This window comes from Prochlorococcus sp. MIT2304 (assembly GCF_059772405.1).
The window spans coordinates 1886068-1911555 of sequence record NZ_CM186286.1 but is presented as its reverse complement, the minus strand read 5'-3'; the positions used below and the strand labels follow the sequence as shown (position 1 = coordinate 1911555).

The 25488-nt window shown below is 37.3% G+C and carries 27 protein-coding genes; 10 read left to right on the top strand and 17 right to left on the bottom strand.

Annotated elements, in window-relative coordinates; genetic code table 11:
* Positions 1–51: 51 nt before the first annotated feature.
* The 3 genes from AC6EIY_RS10910 to csoS1 form a co-directional block, all read right to left on the bottom strand.
* Positions 52–393 (bottom strand): ribulose bisphosphate carboxylase small subunit, encoded by a 342-nt coding sequence (locus AC6EIY_RS10910; RefSeq protein WP_036906978.1) that lies wholly within the window; start codon positions 391–393, stop codon positions 52–54.
* Positions 394–493: 100 nt separating this feature from the next.
* Entirely contained in the window at positions 494–1906 is a 1413-nt protein-coding gene (locus AC6EIY_RS10905) for a form I ribulose bisphosphate carboxylase large subunit (protein WP_036906976.1), read from the bottom strand.
* A gap of 73 nt (positions 1907–1979) precedes the next feature.
* Positions 1980–2291, bottom strand: a complete 312-nt coding sequence (csoS1, locus tag AC6EIY_RS10900) for an alpha-carboxysome major shell protein CsoS1 (protein ID WP_011130577.1) — start codon at positions 2289–2291, stop codon at positions 1980–1982.
* On the opposite strand from csoS1, the gene AC6EIY_RS10895 reads away from it, so the two are divergent.
* Together AC6EIY_RS10895 and AC6EIY_RS10890 are read left to right on the top strand one after the other, a co-directional pair.
* Positions 2290–2487, top strand: coding sequence for a hypothetical protein (locus AC6EIY_RS10895; RefSeq protein WP_498506902.1), 198 nt, complete (start codon positions 2290–2292; stop codon positions 2485–2487). The two genes, csoS1 and AC6EIY_RS10895, sit on opposite strands and share 2 nt — an antisense overlap.
* A 161-nt stretch (positions 2488–2648) precedes the next feature.
* Positions 2649–3236, top strand: coding sequence for a non-canonical purine NTP pyrophosphatase (locus AC6EIY_RS10890; protein ID WP_498506901.1), 588 nt, complete (start codon positions 2649–2651; stop codon positions 3234–3236).
* Here the strand turns inward: AC6EIY_RS10890 and AC6EIY_RS10885 are convergent, their stop codons facing one another.
* On the bottom strand, positions 3237–4013 hold the full coding sequence (locus AC6EIY_RS10885) for a BMC domain-containing protein (protein WP_498506900.1): 777 nt from the start codon (positions 4011–4013) through the stop codon (positions 3237–3239).
* Positions 4014–4114: 101 nt separating this feature from the next.
* Between AC6EIY_RS10885 and AC6EIY_RS10880 the strand changes: the two genes are divergently transcribed.
* The gene (locus tag AC6EIY_RS10880) at positions 4115–4480 is read left to right on the top strand and encodes a DUF8679 domain-containing protein (protein ID WP_498506899.1); all 366 of its coding nucleotides are present in this window, start codon (positions 4115–4117) and stop codon (positions 4478–4480) included.
* 11 nt (positions 4481–4491) lie between these two features.
* Here the strand turns inward: AC6EIY_RS10880 and AC6EIY_RS10875 are convergent, their stop codons facing one another.
* Both AC6EIY_RS10875 and AC6EIY_RS10870 read right to left on the bottom strand, forming a co-directional pair.
* On the bottom strand, positions 4492–6069 hold the full coding sequence (locus AC6EIY_RS10875) for a ferredoxin:protochlorophyllide reductase (ATP-dependent) subunit B (RefSeq protein ID WP_498506898.1): 1578 nt from the start codon (positions 6067–6069) through the stop codon (positions 4492–4494).
* 4 nt (positions 6070–6073) lie between these two features.
* Entirely contained in the window at positions 6074–7330 is a 1257-nt protein-coding gene (locus AC6EIY_RS10870; RefSeq protein WP_498506897.1) for a ferredoxin:protochlorophyllide reductase (ATP-dependent) subunit N, read from the bottom strand.
* Positions 7331–7690: 360 nt separating this feature from the next.
* On the opposite strand from AC6EIY_RS10870, the gene bchL reads away from it, so the two are divergent.
* The gene (bchL, locus tag AC6EIY_RS10865) at positions 7691–8581 is read left to right on the top strand and encodes a ferredoxin:protochlorophyllide reductase (ATP-dependent) iron-sulfur ATP-binding protein (protein ID WP_498506896.1); all 891 of its coding nucleotides are present in this window, start codon (positions 7691–7693) and stop codon (positions 8579–8581) included.
* Between the two features lie 16 nt (positions 8582–8597).
* On the opposite strand, the gene AC6EIY_RS10860 is transcribed toward bchL, so the two are convergent.
* Both AC6EIY_RS10860 and AC6EIY_RS10855 read right to left on the bottom strand, forming a co-directional pair.
* The gene (locus AC6EIY_RS10860) at positions 8598–9611 is read right to left on the bottom strand and encodes a protochlorophyllide reductase (protein ID WP_498506895.1); all 1014 of its coding nucleotides are present in this window, start codon (positions 9609–9611) and stop codon (positions 8598–8600) included.
* Positions 9612–9680: 69 nt separating this feature from the next.
* Positions 9681–10085 carry a hypothetical protein gene (locus AC6EIY_RS10855; RefSeq protein ID WP_498506894.1) on the bottom strand — a complete coding sequence of 135 codons (405 nt, stop codon included), beginning with the start codon at positions 10083–10085 and terminating at the stop codon, positions 9681–9683.
* A gap of 270 nt (positions 10086–10355) precedes the next feature.
* Here AC6EIY_RS10855 and AC6EIY_RS10850 point away from each other — a divergent pair, with 270 nt between their 5' ends.
* On the top strand, positions 10356–11117 hold the full coding sequence (locus AC6EIY_RS10850; protein ID WP_498506893.1) for a lipoate--protein ligase family protein: 762 nt from the start codon (positions 10356–10358) through the stop codon (positions 11115–11117).
* On the opposite strand, the gene AC6EIY_RS10845 is transcribed toward AC6EIY_RS10850, so the two are convergent.
* Positions 11097–12338 carry a site-2 protease family protein gene (locus tag AC6EIY_RS10845; RefSeq protein WP_498506892.1) on the bottom strand — a complete coding sequence of 414 codons (1242 nt, stop codon included), beginning with the start codon at positions 12336–12338 and terminating at the stop codon, positions 11097–11099. The two genes, AC6EIY_RS10850 and AC6EIY_RS10845, sit on opposite strands and share 21 nt — an antisense overlap.
* A 61-nt stretch (positions 12339–12399) precedes the next feature.
* Here AC6EIY_RS10845 and AC6EIY_RS10840 point away from each other — a divergent pair, with 61 nt between their 5' ends.
* On the top strand, positions 12400–13080 hold the full coding sequence (locus tag AC6EIY_RS10840; RefSeq protein ID WP_498506891.1) for a phosphoribosylanthranilate isomerase: 681 nt from the start codon (positions 12400–12402) through the stop codon (positions 13078–13080).
* A gap of 22 nt (positions 13081–13102) precedes the next feature.
* Here the strand turns inward: AC6EIY_RS10840 and AC6EIY_RS10835 are convergent, their stop codons facing one another.
* The 5 genes from AC6EIY_RS10835 to AC6EIY_RS10815 form a co-directional block, all read right to left on the bottom strand.
* On the bottom strand, positions 13103–13810 hold the full coding sequence (locus tag AC6EIY_RS10835) for an SDR family oxidoreductase (RefSeq protein WP_498506890.1): 708 nt from the start codon (positions 13808–13810) through the stop codon (positions 13103–13105).
* Between the two features lie 26 nt (positions 13811–13836).
* Positions 13837–14826, bottom strand: coding sequence for an acetyl-CoA carboxylase carboxyltransferase subunit alpha (locus tag AC6EIY_RS10830; protein WP_498506889.1), 990 nt, complete (start codon positions 14824–14826; stop codon positions 13837–13839).
* A gap of 26 nt (positions 14827–14852) precedes the next feature.
* On the bottom strand, positions 14853–15893 hold the full coding sequence (locus tag AC6EIY_RS10825) for a long-chain acyl-[acyl-carrier-protein] reductase (protein WP_498506888.1): 1041 nt from the start codon (positions 15891–15893) through the stop codon (positions 14853–14855).
* A 146-nt stretch (positions 15894–16039) separates the two neighbouring features.
* Positions 16040–16765 carry an aldehyde oxygenase (deformylating) gene (locus AC6EIY_RS10820; RefSeq protein ID WP_498506887.1) on the bottom strand — a complete coding sequence of 242 codons (726 nt, stop codon included), beginning with the start codon at positions 16763–16765 and terminating at the stop codon, positions 16040–16042.
* Positions 16766–16839: 74 nt separating this feature from the next.
* Positions 16840–17637 carry a creatininase family protein gene (locus AC6EIY_RS10815; RefSeq protein ID WP_498506886.1) on the bottom strand — a complete coding sequence of 266 codons (798 nt, stop codon included), beginning with the start codon at positions 17635–17637 and terminating at the stop codon, positions 16840–16842.
* A gap of 102 nt (positions 17638–17739) precedes the next feature.
* Here AC6EIY_RS10815 and AC6EIY_RS10810 point away from each other — a divergent pair, with 102 nt between their 5' ends.
* The 3 genes from AC6EIY_RS10810 to pgeF all read left to right on the top strand — a co-directional run bounded on the left by AC6EIY_RS10810 (position 17740) and on the right by pgeF (position 20767).
* Complete coding sequence (locus tag AC6EIY_RS10810) at positions 17740–19026, top strand: S1 RNA-binding domain-containing protein (RefSeq protein ID WP_498508225.1); 1287 nt, start codon at positions 17740–17742, stop codon at positions 19024–19026.
* 32 nt (positions 19027–19058) lie between these two features.
* Positions 19059–19946, top strand: a complete 888-nt coding sequence (locus tag AC6EIY_RS10805; protein WP_498506885.1) for a Tab2 family RNA-binding protein — start codon at positions 19059–19061, stop codon at positions 19944–19946.
* 62 nt (positions 19947–20008) lie between these two features.
* Positions 20009–20767, top strand: a complete 759-nt coding sequence (gene pgeF, locus AC6EIY_RS10800) for a peptidoglycan editing factor PgeF (protein WP_498506884.1) — start codon at positions 20009–20011, stop codon at positions 20765–20767.
* Between the two features lie 29 nt (positions 20768–20796).
* On the opposite strand, the gene AC6EIY_RS10795 is transcribed toward pgeF, so the two are convergent.
* The 3 genes from AC6EIY_RS10795 to hemH all read right to left on the bottom strand — a co-directional run bounded on the left by AC6EIY_RS10795 (position 20797) and on the right by hemH (position 24245).
* Positions 20797–21144, bottom strand: coding sequence for a nuclease (locus AC6EIY_RS10795; RefSeq protein ID WP_498506883.1), 348 nt, complete (start codon positions 21142–21144; stop codon positions 20797–20799).
* Between the two features lie 15 nt (positions 21145–21159).
* The gene (ilvB, locus tag AC6EIY_RS10790; protein WP_498506882.1) at positions 21160–22923 is read right to left on the bottom strand and encodes a biosynthetic-type acetolactate synthase large subunit; all 1764 of its coding nucleotides are present in this window, start codon (positions 22921–22923) and stop codon (positions 21160–21162) included.
* Positions 22924–23069: 146 nt separating this feature from the next.
* Positions 23070–24245, bottom strand: a complete 1176-nt coding sequence (gene hemH / locus AC6EIY_RS10785; RefSeq protein WP_498506881.1) for a ferrochelatase — start codon at positions 24243–24245, stop codon at positions 23070–23072.
* A 71-nt stretch (positions 24246–24316) separates the two neighbouring features.
* Here hemH and AC6EIY_RS10780 point away from each other — a divergent pair, with 71 nt between their 5' ends.
* Positions 24317–25477: a site-specific integrase gene (locus tag AC6EIY_RS10780; RefSeq protein WP_498506880.1), complete on the top strand. Its 1161-nt coding sequence runs from the start codon at positions 24317–24319 to the stop codon at positions 25475–25477.
* The last annotated feature ends 11 nt before the right edge of the window (positions 25478–25488 follow it).

Here is a 25488-nt window from a genome sequence, read left to right as displayed (position 1 = left end):
GAATTATTAGCCCCGAAAGCTTTCAGGGCTAAATTTATCAAAGCCTTAAATCTAGCGGCCTTGGAAAACTACAAAGCAAGTACCTTGGCTTTGTGTGTATGCGTCATATCCAACGATACGAACATGGTGGTCAGGATATGCTCTATGACAAGCTTCTAACTCACTTACTACAAGATTCAAATCCTTTTCACCGAAGAAAGGTAATTTCCAATAAGACCAATAGGTCTGCATTGAACCACTTGGATGAACATGCTCAATAACTGGGCTCCAACCCTGAGCAATGATATAAGCGATTTGATCGTAAATTTCGTCCTGGGTCATCGGCGGTAAGAAGCCGAATGTTTCCAGGGTGGCGACTGTCTGATAGTCACCTACTGTGCTCTGGAAAGGCATGGTGAACTTAGGTTAGTGAATGAATGAAAGTCGACTGAGTCATCGACTAGTGAATTTAAGAAAATTAGAGGTGACTTTTAAAAACCACCTCTATATCTTTTTACTGAACGTCGAGTTTATCGACTGTATCGAATTCGAACTTAATCTCCTTCCATGTCTCAAGAGCAATTGCTAGCTCAGGGCTATGCTTCGCAGCTTCAAGAAGGATATCGCGACTTTCTTTTTCGATTTCTCTACCTGCATTACGTGCTTTAACACATGCTTCTAGAGCTACACGGTTCGCAGCCGCACCAGCAGCTGATCCCCATGGGTGACCATGAGTACCACCACCAAACTGGAGACATGAGTCATCTCCAAAGATTGCAAGCAATGCTGGCATATGCCAAACATGGATACCACCAGATGCCACAGCAAATACACCAGGCATAGAACCCCAATCTTGATCGAAGAAGTTACCGCGAGAACGGTCTTCAGGGACAAAGGATTCACGAAGGTTATCGATATAACCAAGAGTTGTTTGACGATCTCCTTCTAGTTTTCCAACAACTGTTCCTGTATGGAGTTGGTCTCCGCCTGATAGGCGTAAACACTTGGCAAGAACTCTAAAGTGAATACCGTGTTGAGGATGACGGTCAATAACCGCATGCATAGCACGGTGGATATGAAGAAGCATGCCGTTCTTACGACACCAGTTAGCTAGACCTGTATTAGCGGTAAAACCACCAGTAATGTAGTCATGCATGATGATGGGCATATCGAGTTCTTTAGCAAACTCAGCCCGCTCATACATCTCCTCAGGAGTAGTCGCAGTACAGTTAAGGTAATGACCTTTAACTTCACCTGTTTCCTGTTGGGCTAGCTTTACTGCTTCAGCCACAAATTCAAAACGCTCTCTCCAACGCTGGAATGGCTGAGAATTAATATTCTCATCATCTTTAGTTAGATCAAGACCGCCTCTAAGACATTCGTATACAACGCGACCGTAGTTTTTACCCGAAAGACCAAGCTTAGGCTTAATAGTACAACCAAGTAATGGACGACCGTACTTATTAAGACGATCACGTTCAACTACGATTCCACTAGGAGGTCCGCCACAGGTTTTGATAAATGCCATCGGGAAGCGGATATCTTCAAGACGAAGATGTCGCAAGGCTTTAAAACCAAAGACGTTTCCAACAAGTGATGTTAAAACGTTAGTTATAGATCCTTCTTCAAAGAGATCTAACGGATAAGCAATAAATGCATAGAAGGCATCCTTGTCTCCAGGGACATCTTCGATGCGGTAACAGCGGCCTTTGTAGAACTCAAGATCTACTAATAATTCAGACCAAACTGTTGACCATGTACCTGTGGATGATTCAGCCGCAACAGCTGCTGCAACCTCTTCCTTTGGTACACCTTCCTGACCTGTGCATTTAAAACATGCAAGTAGATCAGTATCTAGGGGGACGTAGTCAGGAGTGAAGTAAGTATCTCTATACTCCTTAACTCCAGCATCATACTTTTTAGCCATTGATAGCTCCTGTTAATTAGTTTAGAAGGTTGAAAATTTGAAAAGTCCTCTCCTCTTCGGACTTAGTCAAAAATCAGTCCTTCTGACCCAAGAAGTTACCGTTACCCAGAGCTGGCTCAACTTCACGATGAGGACGAGCAATGATGTGTGCTGCAACTAGTCCGTCACCTACACGCTCACAAGCGTCTGCGCCTGCACGAACTGCAGCGTTCACAGCACCAGTTTCACCACGAACTAAAACTGTTACGTAACCACCACCAACAAACTCACGACCAATCAAGCGCACTTCTGCTGCCTTGGTCATCGCGTCAGCAGCTTCAATAGCTGGTACTAATCCGCGTGTCTCGATCATGCCGAGAGCAATACCCATTGTTTCGCTAGCCATGTCCTATTTCAGTAAAGGGATGGAATGTTCAGGAGGGACAATGGCCCGCCAAAGAGCAATTAGTCAAGGGGATTTTCTAATAGCTCTGATTACAGTTTCTAGTTTCAAGTATAAGCTGAGCTTATCACCCTTGCTACGACAGTTGAGTATCGCTGTTCGATCAATGGTTAGGACATTCTCATATTGCATTGCGTAAACTTGTCCATGTAGTTATTTTTACCCACGAGACAGCTTCCTGGCTATGTCAGGGTTGGAATGTTCGCCCAAAAACTGTCTCAAAATCATCTAAAAAATCCAACTACTATTGTTTTTAACTTCTTCCTGTAAGACTATATAGATCTAGTTAAATTATTCGATTTGGAAAAGCCACTAATAACAATAGCTAGTGGTAATCCAAAGAAGGTTGCCGAGATTGAGGCAATGCTTGGGCCACTCCCAATTGAAGTCAAAAAGCAACCTAGCTCTCTAAATGTTGAAGAGACAGGAAAAACATACCTGGACAATGCAATATTGAAAGCAAAAGCAGCGGCAGAATTAACTAACAGTTGGACCATTGCGGATGATTCTGGACTTGAAATTGATTCTCTGGGTAATGCTCCCGGTATTTTTTCTGCGCGACTTGCAGAAACAAATGAAAAAAAGATAGAGAAGATTCTTTCTGCTCTTGGTGACAGTCCTTACAGAAGTGCAAAAGTATGCAGCGTAATGGTGCTTTGCACAAACACTGGAGAAATTATCAAAAATACGATAGGGATTTGTTGGGGTGAAATTTTAAAAAAGCCTGCTTATCCAAATGGTGAATTTGAATCATTATTTTGGGTCCGTGAAACTAATTGCACTTATGGAGAATTAAATAATGCCCAATTATCAAAACATGGAAGTAGAGGTAAAGCAGCTAGAGAATTAGCTCCTTACCTTTTGAAAGCCATGGGAATTAAAAGATAATTAATTTCTATTTATGTAATCAATAGCTCTCATCGCCGCAGCAGCAGCCTCTTCAACATCGCCTTCTTTTCCCGCCAAAGTCAGCCTTCCAAAAGCACCAACTCCTTTCACGTCAACGATTGTGATGTTTGATGACTTCTCTGCCTCGTTTGCAGCCATCAAAACATATCCCGCTGGTTCAGTCTCAAGGATGAACATACTCATGCCAGATTGAATCATTGAGCCACGTCTATTTTGGCGATTGATCAAAACAGCATGATCAGGAGTAATAGATCGAATAACTTCAGTCCAAGTAACTTGAGGATTAGTTCTCCTATCAATTGTGCTTCCTATGGCATCTAAAACGACATCGCCAGAATGCAGTACTGTACTTTGATCTCGGTGATAAAGGGCAAGAGATCCAAAGGCCCTCTCAACGATCATTTGGCCTAATCGCACGTTGCTGGCTTTTAGTGCGATATCTGTAACCCTGTGCACAGCCATTCCAGGAGAAACCTCCATCCAAAGGCAAGCATCACCAGGTATGGGTAAGAATCCTGAACTTGCAGTTCCCATATAAGCCGCAAGTTGAGGTTGCAAAGAATCTAGGAAAACATATGTTCTTAATTCAATTTGTTTTACATGACTTGCTTGTCTAGCAACTAACGATTTTTCCGAATCAGTTGTTATTACTCGCTTTGGATCGTCAGAAAGATATTCATTTACTTCTGCACCAGTAACTCTCTGGCTGCCACCTAGTCGCCTTTCATTATTTTCAAATGTGGCGAATCTTGTCATGGGCGGGATATTACCTCAAAGATTGCCTTTTTAGCTAGCAATTTAGACTTGCATGCTGAATTTAAGCCGATAAATTCAATATATATAGATCTGATTGAAGCATGACTGCACCTCAGCCAAACGATTCAAAAAATAATAACTCAAATACTGAAATCAATCCAGAGCAAGCACTTGGCTTAGTCTCATTGGGTCTTATGCAAAAATTGTCTGATAAAGGTATTGACAACTTGAATTGGTTAAAAGAAGACGAAAAATGTGATACCTATGAACTGCGTCAAAGACTTGAACTAACTTCTTTAGCTATAGAGACAGGAGCTCCACTTAGCACGACAGAAGTATCAAAACTTTTAGGCGTTAGGCCAGGCTCCTCAAGAGTTGAGAGAGGTGGTCTCATTGCTAAAAAGATATCAAGAAATGTTTGGAGATTAATTAAATCAAGCCAAGAAAGTTCTCATTGGCGTAATTAGAAGTGCCAAATTTAGGCTTTATAATGAGCCTTAGCGTCGTAAAGAGTTTCTTCATTGATTTCTCTGCATCCTGCTTGGCGGGCATAATTTTCAGTATTTCTTCTTACTTTACCTCTTACAAAAAATGGTATTTTAGAAAGCTCCCTTTCACCTTCATGAGTCCATATAGGATCTGAACTTGTATTTGTTGAATCATTCGAAATTGTAGTTTTAACTCCTTGATTAATATTTTCAGTTCCTTTTCCACCTAAATGACCTAAATGACTTTGATGACCGTCTACGAATTCAAAGTCATGCTTAAACATTCCAATTAAATGTTCTTCAAGTCCCATCATTAGAGGATGGACCCAGTCGTCAAAAATGACATTAGCTCCCTCCCATCCCATTTGAGGACTATATCTGGCAGGTACATCCTGAACATGCATCGGTGTGCTAATTACTGCACATGGTATGCCAAGTCTTTTTGCACTGTGTCTCTCCATTTGTGTACCAAGAACCAATTCCGGAGACGTTTCTTTTATCGCCTCTTCTACTTCTAAATAGTCATTTGTTATTAATGCCTCTAAGCCAAGAGCCTTAGCAGCCGGACGAACTTTCCTAGCCATCTCACGGCTATAAGTTCCTAGACCAACAACTTTAAAACCAAGCTCCTCATTAGCAATTCTTGCTGCAGCAAGAGCATGAGTTCCGTCTCCAAAAATAAAAACTCTTTTCCCTGTTAAGTAATTAGAATCCACTGAATTCGAATACCAAGTTAGTTTCGAATTATTAGCTTCGTTTACTGATTCTGGGATTTCCATTCCTAAAATTTCGTGTAATTCTCTAAGAAAATCCTGAGTAGCCCCAACGCCAAGAGGGACTGTTGTGGTAAAAGGCATATTTAAATTTCTTTCAAGCCAAATACAAGTTGATTCCGCTATCTCTGGATAAAGGCAAACATTCACATCTGCATCTGGTATTCGAATTATATCTGCAGGTGAAGCTCCCAATGGCGCCACAACATTGACATCTATACCGTGCTGACCAAGAAGTTTTTGTATTTCCAAAATGTCATCACGACATCTAAAGCCAAGTAAAGTTGGACCAAGAAGATTTACTCTCGGTCTTCTTTTTTCCTCCTGCCAAGCTTTTTTTGATTCTTCCGATTTGTCTTTGAGTAAATTTCTTACTATTTGATAAAAAGTCTCAGAGCCACCCCAGTTTTCCTTTTTGCTATAGGCAGGCAACTCTAGGCTGACAATTGGGATGTCAAACCCCATACCTTTAGCAAGTGAACCAGGCTGATCTTGAATTAACTCAGCTGTACAGCTTTCTCCAACTAAAAGAGCCTCTGGATTAAACCTATCGACAGCTTCTTTTATATGTCCTTTTACAAGTTCAGCTGTATCACCTCCTAAATCTCTAGCTTGAAAAGTTGTATATGTGACAGGTGGCCTACTACCACGACGTTCAATCATCGTGAACAGAAGATCAGCGTAGGTATCTCCTTGAGGAGCGTGTAAAACATAATGTAATTTTTTCATCGACGTGGCAATTCTCATCGCACCAATATGAGGAGGGCCTTCGTATGTCCAGAGAGTTAATTCCATTAAATTAATTTGATGTAAGTGTTTTAGGATTTAAAATGTCATGCCTGCGAAGTGGCCTTGAGAACAATTCTGCTAGATCAGAAGCTTGATCAATCCCGTGAATTGGACTAAAAACCATTTCAATTGACCATTTAGTTGATATCCCTTCTGCTTCGAGTGGATTAGCAAGCCCCATTCCACAAACAACTAGATCTGGCGAACTATCTCTTACTCTGTCTAATTGCCTCTCAACATGCTGTCCCTCAACAATACGACAATCGGGTGGTAGCAATTCTATTTCTGATTTCATTAAATCTCTATTTAAGTAAGGCGTTCCTATTTCAACAATCTCCATTCCACACTCGTTACTTAGAAATCTGGCGAGAGGTATTTCTAACTGAGATTCGGGCAAAAGGAACAGTTTCTTTCCAGAAAGTTTCTCTACATGGGGGATCAACGCTTGCTTTGCCCTAGATATCAATGGATTTAATATTGCATCAACTAGAGATTTCTCTATTCCAAATGAATTCGCAGCCGCCTGAATCCATAACGTACTTCCCGTGACACCTAATGGAAAGGGAGCTTCAATTATTTCAGCACCTTTATTTTTTAACTCTCTTGCCGTATCAGTTAAATATGGCTGCGTAAGAAGAACTTTAGTCTCCGGGCCAATTGAAGGCAATTCAGTTGACTGTCTGGGTGGAAAACTTCCTACATTATCTATACCAAGTCGATTAAAAATACTTGTAAGCCGATCCTCTACAGCATTCGCAAGAGTACCTACTAAAAGCAATTTCTTTTGATTACTCTTCGGCATTAATGGGATTAATGCTTTTAAAGCTCCATCTTCGCCTTGAGTGAAAGTTGTTTCAATTCCACTACCCGAATAATTCAATACTGTTACTTGACCCTTAAATTCAATATTCAGGTTTTCGGCAACTCGTGAAAGATCTATTTTTATTACTTCGCTTGGGCATGAACCAACCAGAAAAAGAGTTTTTATTTCCGGTCGTCTTGCTAAAAGATTTTTAACTACTCTGTTCAACTCGTCATGAGCATCAGCTAATCCTGCCAAATCTCTTTCTTCCAAAATGGCTGTGCCAAAACGCGGCTCAGCAAAAATCATCACACCAGCTGCACTTTGAATCAAATGGGCACAGGTTCTAGAACCCACAACCAGAAAGAAAGCATCAGGCATTCTCCTGTGGAGCCAAACAATAGATGTTAGGCCGCAAAAAACCTCTCTTGGACCAGATTCCTTAAGGAGCGTTGCACCGCTCATAGAAATAAATTTAATACATGTATATATTCAAATTGCATCCAAAAAGGGTAAACCGTCAACAAACACTTAATCTCTTTCGCATTTAGTTACTTTTTAGTTACCTAATGTCTGGCTACGGTGACTTTTGTGCTCCCAACAGTTAGCAGTCCTCAGTATCCACAACACATTTGAAAGGCAATTACTTATCCAAAACGCAAGCCAAAGGCATGAGTAGAAATACGCATACATACTGTCCAATATGTATATGTTTTCATTTGAAGATATATATTTAATGCCAAATGTATCGAATTCGCTAAACATTTCCTAAAGAGATATTTGACTGCGAGAATATAAACAAGGACTTTCGAAAGAAAAAGATTAATGACTTCGACAATAGCTCGTAAGGAGGACGGTGAAGGTAGCGTTCAGGTAAAACAAGATCCAAAAGCGCAAATCCAAGAAGGAGCTCTTGTTATTGCTGTATATGGCAAAGGAGGTATTGGCAAATCAACTACTTCTTCGAATTTATCAGCTGCATTTTCAAAACTTGGAAAGAAAGTACTTCAAATCGGTTGTGATCCAAAGCATGACAGTACTTTTACCCTTACGCACAAGATGGTGCCTACCGTCATAGATATTCTTGAAGAAGTAGATTTTCATAGTGAAGAGCTTAGACCTGAAGACTTTATGTTTAAAGGTTTCAATGGTGTCATGTGCGTTGAGAGTGGTGGGCCTCCAGCCGGAACAGGCTGTGGTGGCTATGTCACTGGTCAAACAGTCAAACTTCTAAAAGAGCACCATCTTTTAGAAGATACTGATGTGGTTATATTCGATGTTCTTGGCGACGTTGTATGTGGTGGTTTCGCTGCTCCATTACAACATGCAAATTATTGTCTAATTGTTACCGCAAATGATTTTGATTCAATTTTCGCAATGAATCGCATCGTCGCAGCAATAAATGCCAAAGCCAAAAATTACAAAGTTCGCTTAGGAGGTGTAATAGCCAACCGTTCTGCTGAATTAGATCAGATAGAAAAATTCAATGAAAAAACAGGCCTTAAGACCATGGCTCATTTTCGTAACGTAGACGCGATACGCAGATCAAGACTTAAAAAGTGCACAATTTTTGAGATGGATCCAGAAGAGGATGGCGTAGTGGAAGTACAAAATGAATATCTTTCGTTAGCCCAGAAAATGATAGATAACGTTGAGCCATTAGAGGCAGAACCTTTAAAGGACCGTGAAATATTTGATCTACTTGGATTTGACTAAATAAATAGTTAAAGGGCTATTTCAGACCAACTAAATGCATAGACAATTCCCAAACTTTTCTAGAGGTCACTGGATCTGTCACTCTATCGGACAACTCTTGTGAAAATTGTTGTCTGTCCTTACGTTGTCTATTGCCCCAGCTCCAATGGACACCTGAAATAGCAAATTGAGGGTCTGCAACGACTTGAGCTACTCTGTCACCAGCAAGCGCTTCACTGACATAACCTCCAGTTATTAATTTCTGAAACCATGGGAACAACCACTGAAACAGTTTAGGAGTGTTTCTAAATAATCTTGTATTAGCGACACATCCTGGATATAGAGAACTAAAAAGAATTGGAGAAGAGTTAAATCGCCTATGTAATTCTTGAGTCGTAATCATATTGCATAACTTACTGTCTTTGTAGGCTTTCCCTGGTTTAAAACGTTTACCACTAGCCATTGATATTGGTTCGCAAAAACCCTCTTCAAAACCAGATAGATTTCCTAAATCAGCAGGAGCTGGTATTGGTATTTTCCCGCCTAACTCTTTATTGTTAGCAGTTACTGTCCCTAAAATAACTACTCTAGATGATTCCACACCCCAAGATCTTCCCTTCCAGACCGGTCTTGACGACTTACTAAGATTTTCCAAAAGTAACTGAATCAATAAAAAATGCCCAAAATGATTTGTTGCCATTGATATTTCATATCCCTGTGGTGATCTCAATGGTTTTTTTAAACGAGGCAGATACACCGCAGCATTACAAACCAAAGCATCCAATGGTTTGTCCAAATCCTCTAGAAGACTTTTAGCCCCATTGCGAACGCTATCCAAGTCACCAAGATCAATTTGTATATGTTTCAGTTGTCTTGGACTATTAATAGGTAAACCAATAGCTGAGGCTGAAGCTTCAGCTCTCAAAGAAGATCTATTTGCAGTAACAACTCTCCACCCCCTCTCTACCAAAGACTTTGTTGCATACAAACCAACACCTGAGGTTGTACCAGTAATTAAGACAGTTCCTGGTGCCGCTTGTACTTGAGCCATCTTCTTTAGTAAAAACTATTTTTAATCAATTTTCAAATACAAATCTAAACCTAAGAGTCGCAAAGTTAATCATCGCCAGATAACTCTGACACTATTTGGAGTAATCCACTGATCTTGCTCCTTTAAAAAACTTTGTTCTCCACCATTTATAAACATTTCATCAAAACGTAGTCTTAACTTTTGAAGTTTTTTTGATTCTCTTTCTAATAGATATGACAACTCCAAATTCCTATTTACACGTTGATGAGATGCAAGTCCTAAGTTCACGAGACTTGTTGAAAATACAATCAATAGACCAAGCTTCAAAATTAATCCCACATAGCTATATAAAAGCTCTCGCCTAATTTCTTCTTTCTGAAATTCAGCAACTTGAGTAAGAGCATCGATTTTTTTATTTACAGAAGGATTCCTCTTAATAATTTTCTTTGATCGCTTACTTCTGAATGTTTCTTCAATACGTTGAGGTTGTCCCAAAATTAAACGAAAGTCTCACATGTTTTCATGGTAACTTAATTATTAATAGAATCAATTCTTTTACTACTTTCAATGCTTTATAAATTCAAAAAAAAATAAATAAATAAAGGAGAGTATAAAGAAACTAATATTTTTAAGAAATGAAATAAATCTTTAACATCATACTTTGACTAAAAATATAATCAAATAGCTTTTAATATCCTAAGATTAAGTTTATAATGTTTTAGCTTCTACTTGAAAAGTTTTCATAACAAATAACTAAAAAGCCAAATGAATAATCGAGAAGAAGTTCTTTATTTAAGTCCTCTTGAATTAAGTGGACCAGAACAAATGGCAATTGATCTCTTCTTATTAGAGAAATCATTTACTGACCAAAAATTCAATATGGCAATTCGTTTTTACACCTGGGATGGGGACTGGTTGTCGATTGGTAAAAATCAAAAGGAACTACCACAAGGTTGGCTTAAACTTATAAAAAATGAAGAGTTGAAAATCGTAAGAAGGCCTAGCGGAGGGAATGCTGTTCTTCATAGCAGAGGGCTGACTTATGCACTCATATGGAAATATCCACCAAGGAACAAAAAAGAATCATACCTAAAGATAACTCAATGGTTAAAATGTGGTCTAAAAAAAGCTGGAGTGGATCTATCTTTAGGGACTGATCCTGTGCATATATCTAATAGTAATTGTTTTTCAACTTCAACATTAGCTGACTTGATTGATAAAGATAAAAACAAGCATATTGGAAGTGCACAATACTGGAGAAAGGGACACTTGCTTCAACATGGAGAAATATTAATGGAACCGTCAAAACAATTATGGAAGAAAGTTTTCAATACTGATCCACCAAAGATAAAAAATGAAATCAAAGACAAAAGCAAGGTTATAAATATTTTAAAAAAGTCATTCAGCAAAATATGGCCTGGTTTAGAAATGTCTAATTACAAATTAGATAAAAAAGACAAAGAAATAATAAAACGTTTATCTATAAAAAAAATTCAACAAGATCAATCATTTTTGACTATCCTCTAGATCACTCGAAGCCATTGAATTTGCTATTTGAGAAAGATTCAATCCTATTGGATAAATATTTTCTTGTCTTGCGACTTTAATTAATTGATCTGGAAGATTTAATCCAATTTTTTTTAGTACTGCTTTACCTATATCTACTCTATCAAGTGTTCCTAAAGGGAGGCCAGCACTTGAAAGAACAAGTAATCTTGCGTCTGTTGTTTTTTCAATTTTTATTATTGCTTGCCATAAAGATTCATTTTCACTAATCGATGGCAATTCATCTATTGGCAATGAAAACTCATAAAGAAACTTTTTATCCCAATTTTGCACAACAATATCTTTCAAGATTTTTTCATGCACATAACCAACCCATCTACCTTCTCTGCACAAAAGAATCCAATCTTGATTAGAGCCATTATTTTTATTGAATGAATTAGATTCAGATAAAATTTTAACTGACAAATTATCCTCTAGGACCCTGTATGAGCGACTGCATACTTGATTGACATTCAATTCAGATAATATCTTTTGTATTTTTATAATTTGGCTCTGTGACTTGGCTGAAGTAAAGATAAATAAACCAATAATAAAAAAGCAAAATGCAACATAAAAGCTACCACTAAGCAAACTAAAAATGCCTACAAAGATAGCAAGAAAAGAAATCAATCTTGCAGAGGCTATTGCAACTTTAATACCTTTTCTTTTACTCCCAGTAAAATACCAAATTAAAGATTTTAATATTACACCACCATCAAGAGGGATTATAGGAAGCAAGTTAAACATCCCTATTAAAAGGTTAAGATTCCCAACCTGCTTAAATAAGTTCGAAAAAACAAGATTGGATACTGATAAATTATTACTTAATAAAATCATTAAAAAGGCTAAAAAAAGACTAACTATTGGTCCTGAAATTGCAATTTTCAAACTTCCTTTCGAAGTTTTACATTCTTTTTCTAGGTTTGCCATTCCCCCAAGAAAAAAAAGTGTTATGTCTCTAACTTTTAGACCTTCTCCAATTGCCACAAAAGAATGAGCCAATTCATGCAATAAAACAGATATGAACAAAAGAATCGACGTAAAAACACCTATCAGCCAGCCATCAAAAATAGATGCTTGACCATCCAACATTGTCTCAAACTGCTCTCTTGCTGACAAAGTAAAATATAAGAATACCAAGAACCAACTAGGATGGATCCTTAAGGGGATGCCCTTGATTTTCATAACTTCCCAACTATCCAAGCTTAAATTCCTCCAAATCTCAATAAATCTATTTCAATCAATCCTAATAAATGTTCTGAAAATGATCAGAAAATCTCCTTCGATAAAATCAACAGCAATAAAAATTTGTGGGATAACAAATACTAGGCAAGCTAAATCCATAGCTCAACTCAAAATAAATGCTATTGGGGTTATTGGCGTAAAAAATTCCCCTCGTTTTGTAGCAGAAGAAGAATGTATAAAAATTTTTAATGAAGTAGAAAAGGTTTCTTCAGAAATTGAGAAAGTATTAGTTATCGCAAATGAAAATTTAGAAACAATAACACGTATAATTAACAGATCAATTCCACCATCAGTTATCCAACTACATGGGGAAGAATCAGTTGATTATTGTCGTGAATTAAAGAATAAATTTTCAACAATTAAATTATGGAAAGCCTTCAGATTAAAATCTATTAATGATTTAAATACTATAAGTGAATACGAGAAAAATGTTGATGCTATCCTCTTAGATGCATGGGATGAAAAGTCACTTGGCGGAACGGGTAATAGAGTCCCAATAGATTTACTGGTTAACAAAACTTTTAAAGCTCCTTGGATATTAGCTGGTGGGATATCAGCCGAGATAATTCCTGAAATTTTTTCTAAACTTAGGCCTGATGGGGTTGACGCCTCAAGTCGATTAGAAATATCTCCAGGAATTAAAGACCTGCATAAAGTTGAATCTCTTGTTCGTGAAATAAGAGAACAAAACAATAAATGAGTTTTACTTTGATTTGACTAATTTAGAATGCTCCTGCGGAGGGCATAAGTGTTATGTCCTCAATAATTTGATTAATTGGCTGATTAGCAAGATGCAAAAGCTGAGATGCCACTTGATCAACTGAGAGCATAGAATCTCTATCAAATTGCATCCCGACGCCATCAGCATCCCAAAGAGATGAATTTACTGATCCAAGTGTGAGTGTGCATGCTCGTATTAAATTACTACGTTCTTCTTCTGCTAAGCATTTAGTAAAACTTGCTAATGCTGCTTTGGAAACACAATATGCTCCCCATTGCGGGAAAACATTTCTAGCAGCATGGCTACTAACGTTGATAACTAATCCTCCTTTCTTTCTCATTAAAGGAACCACTTCAGAGCAAACCTGAAAGATACTGGTTAGGTTCATTTGCATGATCCATTCCCATTTCTCAAGTGGCATAGATAAAAGATCTCCAGTCCAAGCAACTCCTGCATTATTAATTAATACTGAGGGAATCAATCCACTATTCATCAATTCAGATATCCCATTAGAGATATTTTTGGAATTACTAAGATCTATTGATTTGTAGAAAACCTTGATTTTTTTATTATCAATTTCTGCAACAAGTTTTTCGAGATCATCTTTTGATCTGGCTAAAAGTAGTAAATCCCATCCAGAATTAGCAAAAGCTTTAGCTGTTGCTCTTCCAATTCCTCTAGAAGCGCCGGTAATTAATACTGTTGACAAGAAAGTTAGAAGCAAACATTAAAACTTTAAACTGAAATTTCACTTTCTATGGACTGAGATTCCAAATATTTTCCCATTTTCCTAAATTTGGAATATCTATTGTCTCTCAATTCATCAGGGGATAAAGCTAATAATTCAGATAAATGCTTCTCAAGTGCATTTTTTAAGGTTTCTCCAGCCTGAAGCGGTGCCCAATTATTCCCACCAGAAGGCTCTTTTAGAACCTCATCAACAATTCCTAACTTCATAAGATCAGGACCAGTAATTTTTAATGCTGATGCTGCTTCAGGAGCCTTACCCGCATCTCTCCATAAAATCGAAGCACAAGCTTCGGGGCTTGCAACTGTATAAACACTATGTTCAAACATAAGCAACCTGTCTGCAACACCAATACCAAGAGCCCCACCAGAGCCACCTTCTCCAATAACAGTTGCAATTATAGGAACTTTAAGTCTAAACATTTCTCGCAGATTTACTGCGATTGCCTCTCCCTGGCCTTGTTCTTCTGCGATGAGTCCTGCATAAGCTCCAGGAGTATCTATAAAACAGATTATTGGCAGATTAAATCGATCCGCATGATCCATAAGCCTTAAAGCCTTTCTATAGCCTCCAGGCTTTGCCATGCCAAAGTTTCTTGCAACATTCTCTTTTGTATCTCTACCTTTTTGTTGTCCAATGAGAAGAACAGACTTTTCACCGATTCGAGCCAAGCCTCCTATGAGAGCTTGATCATCAGTTCCGTTTCGGTCTCCATGTAATTCAACCCAGTCCTCGCAAAACATCTGGATGTAATCAAGTGTGCTAGGCCTTTGAGGATGCCTAGCAACTTGAATCTTTTGAGCTGGTGTGAGTGCATTAAATATTTCATCTCTCCTTCTTGCAGCAAGAGTCTCTAATTGCAGAAGTTGTTGGCTTACATCAACCTCTGAATCCCTTGCTAATTCTCTGATTTGATCAATTTGATTCTCTAATTCAACAAGAGGTTTTTCAAATTCGAGAAGAAAACGTCTAGCCATAAAAACATAACCAGCTATTCAAATATTCAGACGGTTAAAGTCTGAATATTTTTTTTCAATCCAACAGCAGAAAATCCGTGCCTCTCAGAAGCTTGACCAATAAAATCCATCTTTTCAAGAGTGATATTGTTCCTACCCCAACTGAAATTTGTATGACAATTCTCAAATTCAAGAATCATTGCTTCAGCAAAACAAGCAAACATTTCCCTTTTAGGATTTTCCATCTCAGCCAATTCCATCATACTCCAACCAATATCTTTAAAGAATTGAACTATTCCGCCTTTTAAAACGTGTATACCAGGTCCTGAAAACTTCTCACCTAAATTTTTAGGGTATCCTCCATCAATCATCAAGCAGGGTCGTTTGATTTTGGATGGGTCGATTTCTAAGGTTTTGGGCATACTTGCGACCCAAATCACAATATCTGCCTCAGGTAAAGCCTCATCAAGGCTAAGAATCCTCCCTCCACCAAGTTGAGACTGAAGTTCAGTCAAAGGTTTTTGCTGTCTAGCTACTAATAGAAGTTCTGATACACCCGTTCGACTTGTAAGCCACCTACAAACAGCACTCCCAATATCACCAGTAGCTCCAACAACAGCAACTTTAGATTTACTTACATCAATTCCTATTCGAGGTGCATTTTGCTCTAACTGCTTACAAATAATCCAAGCAGTATGAGTATTACCAGTTGTAAATCTTTGCCAATCAAGTTTGGTATTTCTAACTTGTTGATTTTGAAGCAAATTAAAATTCTCAAAAATTATTGATGTAAATCCACCAAGAGCTGTAATACTTATCCCTTTTTTTTGAGCCAACTCCATCGCATTTAAAACTTTTCTTCTTGCAGTTTTGAAGCGACTTAGCATCTCAGGGACAAAGCATGAGTCGATGTAAGCTCCCTCGATTGTCTTGCCGATTGCACTTACAATTTTCACATGCTCAACCAACTGAGGAGGAGCAGTACACCAGACGTCTAAATCCCCTTCAGCAATATGGTCATAGCCTAAATCCAATGCCTTTCTCTTGGCATCTTCAAAACTTGTTGAATGTCCGATTAGCCCAAACATTTGGTAGAAAGCAAGTTCAAAATTTAAACAAAATATTTATCCAAGATTGAAGATTAGACCACGAAGGTCAAAAAAAAAGAATTCCTCAAGAACTTTAAGTTCCTGAGGAAGCAATAGAAGATAAATAAATGTAAATTTTAAATAACCTAAATCACCGCTGCTAGAGCCATTCTAGCAATTTCTCTATTGTCTAAGCCTATTTCCAAAAGGGAATCTTGGTAAGCAATCATAAATTCTTCCATTAACTCCTCTTTATCCATATGAAGCACTTCAGCATCATTTGAAACTTCATCAAGCATTGATTTGATTAGAGGCAAATTTACTTTATTAGCCTTCATTAGATCTTTCTTAACAGAATCAAGATTGGCCTTTAACCACTCTTGGCCATAATTCAAATGTAAATATTCATCTTGAACAACACCTTCTGTGATTCTTTTAGCAAAAGGGTCTGCTACGCCAATGTAAACGTTGTAAGCAGAGATTGCGAAAGATTCAATTAAAATACATTGAATCAAAAGGCACGTTGTAGTGTCACCAGAAGCAAAAGCTTCTAGGAAATTATTATGAAGTCTTGAGAAGAATTTTTTAGCAAAAGGCATATCCGGCTTTACGGAAAGATTCCTTCCACAGGCACAAAAACCGTGCATATGTTTTTTTTCCATCTTTCCAAGTCTTACAAGCTCATCAGCATGCTCTGGAATTAACTTGGCTAAATCACAAAAATTTGCGTAAGCTTCCTCTTCACCCTCAATAACAATTGCATTAATCCTGCTATATGCATCTTTGTATGATTCTGAGGCAAAATCTGGAAGAGCGTCAGAACTCATCTCTTGTTTTTCTACGGTTAGATTGTTGGATGCAAGAGCTTGCATAGATCTATTGGAAATTTATCAATCTGAGTGATCTTACAGAATTAAAAGCAAAATGGTAGTTCAGTTATTACATCTTAACTGCTAGAAACAGGTCTTTCAGACATAACTGGGGGCCATTCACTGTCCAAAAGGCTTATAAACATTGACTTCCAATGATCTATTAGTGCATTTTCCAAAGCGGCACCCAATTCAACATTTGAGGAACTTGCATCACCAATAACACCAGAAGAACTCAAATCTTTTGTAAGCCATGCGCATGGAGAGGCACCTTCAAGGCTCCATCCTTTTGGAGTAGAAATAATCTCTTCACTAGAAATCTTTTTATCTAAATAAGAATCATTTTGAACCAAATCTTTGGCCATATGCAACATAAGACTTGTTTCTGCGGTAGCTGCATGAAGTCCTTCCTCAACCTCTTTATCAGTCAAAAGATTTTCCAACCCAGGAACTCCACTCCACAAAAAGCAAGGCAAAACAGCTAATGAGGGGCATTGAATTCTTAATTGTCTTGAAACAGCTTGTAGTAATCCTATTTGTCCACCATGGGCATTTAAGAAAACTAATCTTTTGAACCCCATATTAGCTATTTGCTGACCTACATCAGTAACCAGTGAAAGCAAGACATTTGCAGATAGGGACAAAGTTCCTGGAAAGTCCTGATGCTCAGGAGAAAAACCAATTGATTGGGATGGCATCATCCAAATCGGCATACTTTTTGGCAACCCTTCAAGTGTCTTAATTAAAATGTTTTCAGCAAAAAAAGTATCAGTAATCAAAGGTAAATGTGGCCCATGTTGTTCACATGCGCCAAAAGGCCAAACCAATGTAGATCCCTTAGCAGAAGCGGCTTTAGAGGCCTCAGGCCAGGTCAAATGTTCAAATCGACGGGTTTGAAAAATGATAGAAATCTCCTAATAATTAAAAAACAACTTAACCTTGGCTGTAAGAATGTTTCACTTATTACCAAGGGTATTATGGCCGGGTCAGATCCTCAGCCTAAAAAAGCTACTCCACCAAGGCCGGCAATAAATGCACCCCGCAAACCATTGCAGGTTGTTCACATCAGTCGAAAGACTGAGGAAGAAATCACTAATAAAGACTCATCTAATCAAGAGATCTCTGAACAATCTAAAGACAAAAGCTTTGATGTAAAAGTTGTAACCGAAAAAGATATTTCTCAGTTAAAGAAAGCTCCTGAACAGAAGAACTTAACTAAGGAAAACTCTAGCGAAATTTCCCAACCGAGGTCAATGGAAGATCTTCTGAGATCGAAAAATAACCCTGACTATAAAAAAAATATTGAAGCTTTTGATGATCAAAATATTTTTGAACAAAAGAGTAGAACGGTTGATGAATTTGATTTTGATGAAGACGAATTTTTAGCAGCCTTAGAAGAAAATCAACCAATCGGCACAACTGGAGAAATTGCAAAAGGTTCAGTTATTGCAATTGAAAGCGATGGTATATACGTAGACATAGGTGGAAAAGCTCCTGGGTTCATGCCTAAAAATGAATGCGGTCTAGGGGTAATTACAAATTTAAAAGAACGTTTCCCAAAAGGGTTACAAGTCGAAGTTCTTGTTACTAGAGAACAAAATGCAGATGGGATGGTAACAGTTAGTTGTAGGGCATTAGAACTAAGAAAAAGCTGGGAAAAAGTTCAAAAACTTGCAAAAGAAGGAAAAGTTGTTCGAGTTAAAATAAATGGTTATAACCGTGGGGGTGTTACATGCGACTTCGAAGGTTTAAGAGGCTTTATTCCAAGATCTCAACTTGAAGACGGAGAGAATCATCAATCTCTAGTTTCAAAGACACTCAACACAGCTTTTTTAGAGGTAAATCCAGAGAGAAGAAAACTTGTTCTCTCCGAGAAGAAAGCTGCAATTGCTTCAAGATTTTCTGAATTAGAAATTGGACAATTAATTGAGGGTAAAATCTTAACCATAAAACCCTATGGTTTTTTTGTTGATTTGAAGGGAGTCAGTGGATTATTGCATCATTCAATGGTAACCAATGGAAGCATGAGAAGCCTTGGAGAAGTTTTTCAAACAGGTGAGACTATCAAAGCTTTAATAACTGATTTAGATCCTTCACGGGGACGAATTGGATTAAACACAGCCCTTTTGGAGGGTCCTCCAGGAGAACTTATTACTGATAAAGCAAAAATAATGGAAGAAGCGGATGAGCGAGCAGTGAAAGCTCGCAATAGCTTAAATAAAGAAAAAGTTGATCCTCAAAAGGAAGAGAAAGGCATCAACTAACCCTCTTAAATTTACATTGAAGAAAAAAAATTGTGATTGCTTCAAAAAAATCTGATTTGAAAAAAGCAGACTGGGAAATAGACTTTTATTCCCGCCCAATAGTTGATGAAAATGGAAAAAAAAGATGGGAATTATTAATCACATCTACAAATAACTTCAAAGCCACGAAAACTTTTAAATGGGAAAAGATATGTCCAGCATCCAATGTTAATTCTATTTGGTTAAAAGATGCTTTAGACGAAGCTATTGATACAGCTTATTCACAAGGTTGGGAGAAACCGTCCGTTATTCGTTGTTGGCGATCCTCTATGAAAACAATGATCAAACGTGCAGCAGATCAAATAGATATTGAACTTATTTCTAGCAGAAGAACATATTCATTATTGGAGTGGCTTATTGACAGAGAAAGGAATTTTTATCCCCAGCAAAAAGGCTATATCGGCGTCAATCTTTCTCCTCCTTCAAAACCAATTGCAAACCAGGCTATTCCTTTACCAGAAGAGGTAAGAGGTGACTCTTGGAGCTTTGCTTCCCTATCTCTAGATACACTTAGAGAAGCCGATGAATGGAAAATAGAGTTTTCCAATTTAATCCCTATAAAAGATTCAATTAATCAAAATATTTCTATTCCAGGTATTAGGCTTTTTAGTTCAAAAAGATCCTTAGCACTTGCAGCTTGGCTTGGGGGACTTGAGCCAGCAAAGCTTTTAATCGAAGGGACTCAAATAATCTTAGAAGCAGGGCAAGCTGATAGATGGTTGGTAACTGATGTAGAAGAAGAAGCAAAAAAGGCTATTGAAAATAATTTTCTAAATACAAAAATAGACGCCGATGGACTTCAATTTATTTCAGTTCAAAAAAGTCCTGAAGAAAATACCCTAGATGGTTTTTGGATGCTAAAAGATATTGGAGAAATTTAACAGCTATATCGAACAAAACTATTAAAATAGATTAGTCGCCCTTAAGAGATAATCATACAAAAATGATTTTATCTAACTATAAGAATGTTGATTTTTTTCAATCTGAACTATTAAGAGAGTATGATTTCATACATGCATTTTTTACTAAAAGACCTAGCAATAATGAGCCAGTGAAATTACAAGAGCAACTAAATATTAATTCTAAGATTAATTATCTGAAGCAAATACATTGTAGCAAAGTGATTCAAGTTAATAATACATTAAATTTAAAAAATAAAGTTGCTGATTGTTTAATAACAAAAGCAAAAAATCAAAGTTTATGGATATATACAGCAGATTGCATACCTATACTTATCGCTGATGTAAAGACAAGGAATATCGCAGCCTGTCATTGCGGATTAAAAGGTCTTGAAAAGAAAATTATCTCAAAAACATTAAAAAGTTTAGAAAAAATAGGATCTCATAAAAACAACTTAATTATTGCACTCGGGCCTTCCATTAACGGGGAAAAGTATCAAGTAAATAAAAAAGATGTTAAAGATTTAATTACTCAAATCGCAGGTGAAAATTTTACGGCGAAAAATTCATGCATAAACGCAATCAAAGGAAAAGAAATGATTCCCTTATTCAAAAAAGACTCTAACCCTAATAAAATACGTTTTGACATAAAAGCTGCTGCTATCTCACAATTATACAATGAAGGTATTAAACAATATCAAATCAATTCAAATAGAATTTGCACATACTCAAATCCAAATCTATTTAATTCTTACAGAAGAGAAAAAACTAATTCAAGACAATGGAGCTGCATATATTCATGATCATAAATATATAGAGTTTTATAATTAACTTAGCATTTATTTGTTGCTAATCCTTCTTTTATATATTTGTCCGCTATGTCAATATTGCTATCAAAAGGAATAACTTTAGCCACCAAGACACCATCGACTGAGCCTTTAGGTTTTAAATTTACTTTTGTATGTCTTGGCAGCTGTTTTTTGAGCCAATTAACTGATTTTTCTTCTAAATCAGGGTTGATTTCCGTGCATGCTAATTTCACAGTATAGGTACGATTATGATCACCGATCAGCAACACATTCGAACTAGTAACTTGCAAAATTTCGGCCGCATCAACTTCCGAATAAAAACAAAAAAATGAAATTAGCAATATTAAAATCTTTGTAAAAAATTTATTCATAAAAAGTTTTTACAATTATTTTTTCATCTCAGGGATACCAACCATTTGAGCATTACTTTTCCCAGGTGGCACCATCGGATAACAATTTTCACCTTTTCGTACATTTACGTTAACAAGAACTGGTCCTTCACTAGCCAAGGCTTCTTGAAGCTTAGGTATTAGCTGGTCTCTCTCAGAAATTACAATCCCCTCAATACCAAAAGCCTTAGATAGAAAAATAAAGTCAGGTTCCCCAACGGACATATTAGATGCTGAATATCGTTCATCATAAAAACTTTCTTGCCATTGCCTAACCATTCCTTGCCAATGATTATTGATAATAATTACTTTTATGTTCAACTTATATTGAGCAATAGTTCCAAGCTCCTGGATGTTCATGAGGATACTTGCATCACCGGCGATACAAATTACTTGCTCCTTAGGTAAAGCAACTTTGACTCCCATTGCAGCGGGCATCCCAAAACCCATTGTCCCAAGTCCAGCACTGCTAATCCATTGTCTTGGTCCATTTAACAAGTATTGAGCTGCCCACATCTGATGTTGTCCAACATCAGTTGTAATGAAAGCATCTTGCGCCAACTCTCTTAAAGCAATTAATACTTCCTGTGGATAAATTTCCCCTTCTTTAGGGGGAATTATCAAAGGAAAATTATTTTTCCAGTTATTAATTTTGTTCAGCCAGTTAGAGGTTCTTGGGTTTATTTTTCTTTGGTTACTGAGATCTAATAATTTAACAAGACTAATTCCTACATCTCCTAATACGGAAACTTCAACTAATCTATTTTTATTTATTTCAGCAGGATCAATCTCAAAGTGAATTACTTTTGCCTTTGGAGCAAACGTATCTAATTTACCTGTAACTCTGTCATCAAATCTTGCTCCAATCGCAATCAACAAATCACATTCAGTCACAGCGAAGTTGGCATAAGCTGTTCCATGCATACCAAGCATCCCAACTGATAAAGACTCACGTTCATCAAACGCGCCTTTCCCCATCAAAGTTGTGGTTACGGGTATTTGAAATCTATTAGCAATAGCAGCGAGAGTTTCATGTGCTCCCGAAGAAATAACACCCCCTCCAACATAAAGGAGTGGTTGCTCAGCATTTTCAATCAAATCCAGGGCTGCACTTATGGCTTTATGTTCTGGGGCGAATGGTAGTTCAAAGCCTGGTGGCTTTATCGAACCTGGCTCAACAGGGAGATAATTAAACATCTCTTGTCCAACATCTTTTGGTATGTCAATCAAAACAGGTCCCGGTCTACCCGATGAGGCAATAAGAAAAGCTTGAGCCACAACTCTTGCGATTTCAGATGGATTTCTTACTACCCAAGAATGTTTAACAATTGGAAGTGTTATCCCAAAAATATCTGTTTCTTGAAAAGCATCAGTACCTATTGCAGGTCTAGGTACTTGTCCTGTTATCACAACAAGAGGTACAGAATCCATCTGAGCGGTGGCTATTCCTGTTACTAGATTTGTGGCTCCAGGACCGGATGTACCAAAACAAACGCCTACTTTGCCAGTTGCCCTAGCAAAACCATCTGCAGCATGAGTTCCACCTTGCTCATGTCGAACAAGAATATGTTTTAACCACCCCTCTTGCTCTGCTTTGAAAACCGCATCATATATTGGAAGTATTGCTCCGCCTGGATAACCAAAAATAGTATCTACTCCATGCCTACGAAGAGAATCCATCAAGGCATCAGCACCTGAGATCTCATTTTGAGTTTGTGATCCTGAATCCCCTATTTGATTGGGCGCAGAAGTCAGGGTCACGGCAAAAGAAAATCTAAACTAACAATAAATCTTAGTGTGAATAATTTCAATTAATCTAAATCAAGCAAAGATTTAATTAAATTCTCTAAGTTGTAATAGGAAGTTTACTTATCAAACAAATCAATACAAATAATTATTTTAATTCTTTAAAGCAAACCTATTTGATGTAAAGGTCCACCACCAATTATTAATTCCACCAAAAAACACAGAAAAACAATCATTGCGACTCTTCCATTCCAGACTTCAGAGCTGTTATTCCAACCCCACTGCCATTTCTCCTGAGGATAAAGTTTTACTCTCTCTGGCAATTTTGATGCTTCCTCTAAACTTATCCCCGCTCCGTTTAAGCAAGAAGAAACCAGGTCAGCCAATCCTTCAATAAACAAAGGATATATATCAAGTGCTGGAACTCTTTTAAAATTAACAATTCCATTCTTCTCAGCAATTTCTTTGTACTCAATATCAATCTCCTGGAGGGTTTCAATATGCTCACTCACAAAACTTATTGGGACCACAACAAGTTCCTTAATTCCAGATTTGCCAAGTTTTTCTAATACTTCTTCAGTATATGGTTTTAGCCACTCTTCTGGCCCAACTCTGCTTTGATAAGCAAGTGAGAATGAATTGCTATGTCCAAGTAAGTTTTCAAGCTTATCAATAATCAAAAGTGAACAGTTTTGTATTTGATCTTGATAGGGATCGCCGGCCTCTTCTACATAGCTTTTTGGGACACCATGTGCAGTAAAAAAAACGTGGGCCCCTTGGGGTAAATCACAAGCCAAGATTTCTTTCTTTATTAATTCAGCCATTGAGGAAACATAGGCTGGATGATCAAACCAGCTACGAATACAACGAATTGATAATTCCGCGAACTCAGAGTCACCATCTTTTAACCTTTTCAATTCTCTAAAACTTGATCCACTTGTACTTATCGAAAAATGTGGATAAAGAGGTAGAACAACAACTTCGCTAACACCATCAGCCTTCATATCCGCTACGGCTGACTCAGTAAATGGATGCCAATACCTCATCGCAACGTATGTTGTAGCGTCTATTCCAATATTTCTAAGATAGCTCTGTAGTTCTCGTGCTTGCTGCTCGGTAATACGACGTAAAGGGGATCCGCCTCCTATCGATCTATAAGCCTCTTGTGATTTACTGCTTCTTAATAAGCTTATAAGCCACGCTAGGGGTTTTTGGAAAGCACGAACTGGTAAACGAATTATCTCTGGATCAGAGAATAAATTATACAAAAATGGTCCAACGTCCTTAATCCTCTCAGGACCTCCAAGATTTAATAAGAGGACACCAACCCGAGCCATTTCAGAAAAAACTCCTTATAAAAGGTTATATAAACCCTTACAAAAGTAAAGCTAGCTAAATTTACAGGATCATGGACGAGAATCAAAAGTTACTAGATATCAACCAAGACCTTGAATCAAAGGGAATCAATCTGAGAATTGAGAAAAGGGGTAAAGTTTTAAACATTCGAGGTTCTTTGCCAGATAAGAAATCTCATAATCTTTCCAAAATACAAAGAATAAGTCTTAAACTTCCACACAACATTAATGGTCTAGAAGAAGCTAGAAAAGCTATCGAGTTGATTGATTTTCAACTCAAAAAAAATCAATTTTCCTGGTCTAATTGGATTAAAGAAAAAAACATCACAACAACAAAGACAAATAAATCTGTGGTAAGCAATGAAATAGAAAACTTTAAAAGGCAATTTTTTTCTGACACATCCAGGAGCAAATCACCAGCTGGAATGATTAGCACCTGGCAGTCTGCTTACAAACCATATTTGAACAGATTAATTGGTGAAAGTAATAAATATACTTTAAAATTAAACGAGGATCTACTCCTGAAAATCCTTTTAAGTTACAAAAAAAACTCAAGGAGCAGACAACAATGTGGAATTGCTTTAGGCGCTTTAGCTAGATATCTTAAATTGGAGCTTCCAGAGAACTGGAAACAACTTCAAAGTGGTTATGGAATACACGAGTCTAATTTCAGAGATTTACCAAGTGACGAAGAAATTATTGATAGTTTTAAATTAATCCCAAATCCAAAATGGAGATTTGTTTTTGGGCTAATGGCAACCTATGGGCTTAGAAATCATGAAGTCTTTTTTAGTGACTTATCTTGTTTAAAAAAAAATGGAGATCAAATACTTCGTGTTTTTCCAAACACAAAAACAGGAGAGCATCAAGTTTGGCCCTTTCATCCTGAATGGGTTGATTTATTTGAGCTAGATAACACAATTGATACTTCAGATTTACTCCCAGATATCCAAACGGATCTCAAGGTGACAACTCTTCAACATATCGGACGTAGAGTATCTGAACAATTTAAAAGATATAAAATATCATTTACCCCCTATGATTTAAGACATGCATGGGCAGTCAGAACAATCTTAATAGGCCTACCAAATACCGTAGCTGCAAAAATGATGGGGCACTCAGTTTCAATACATACAAAAACCTATCATCATTGGATAACAAGAAGAGACCAACAAATTGCTGTTGATAGTGCTCTTTCAAAAGTTAAGTTTTAAAAAGAAGAATA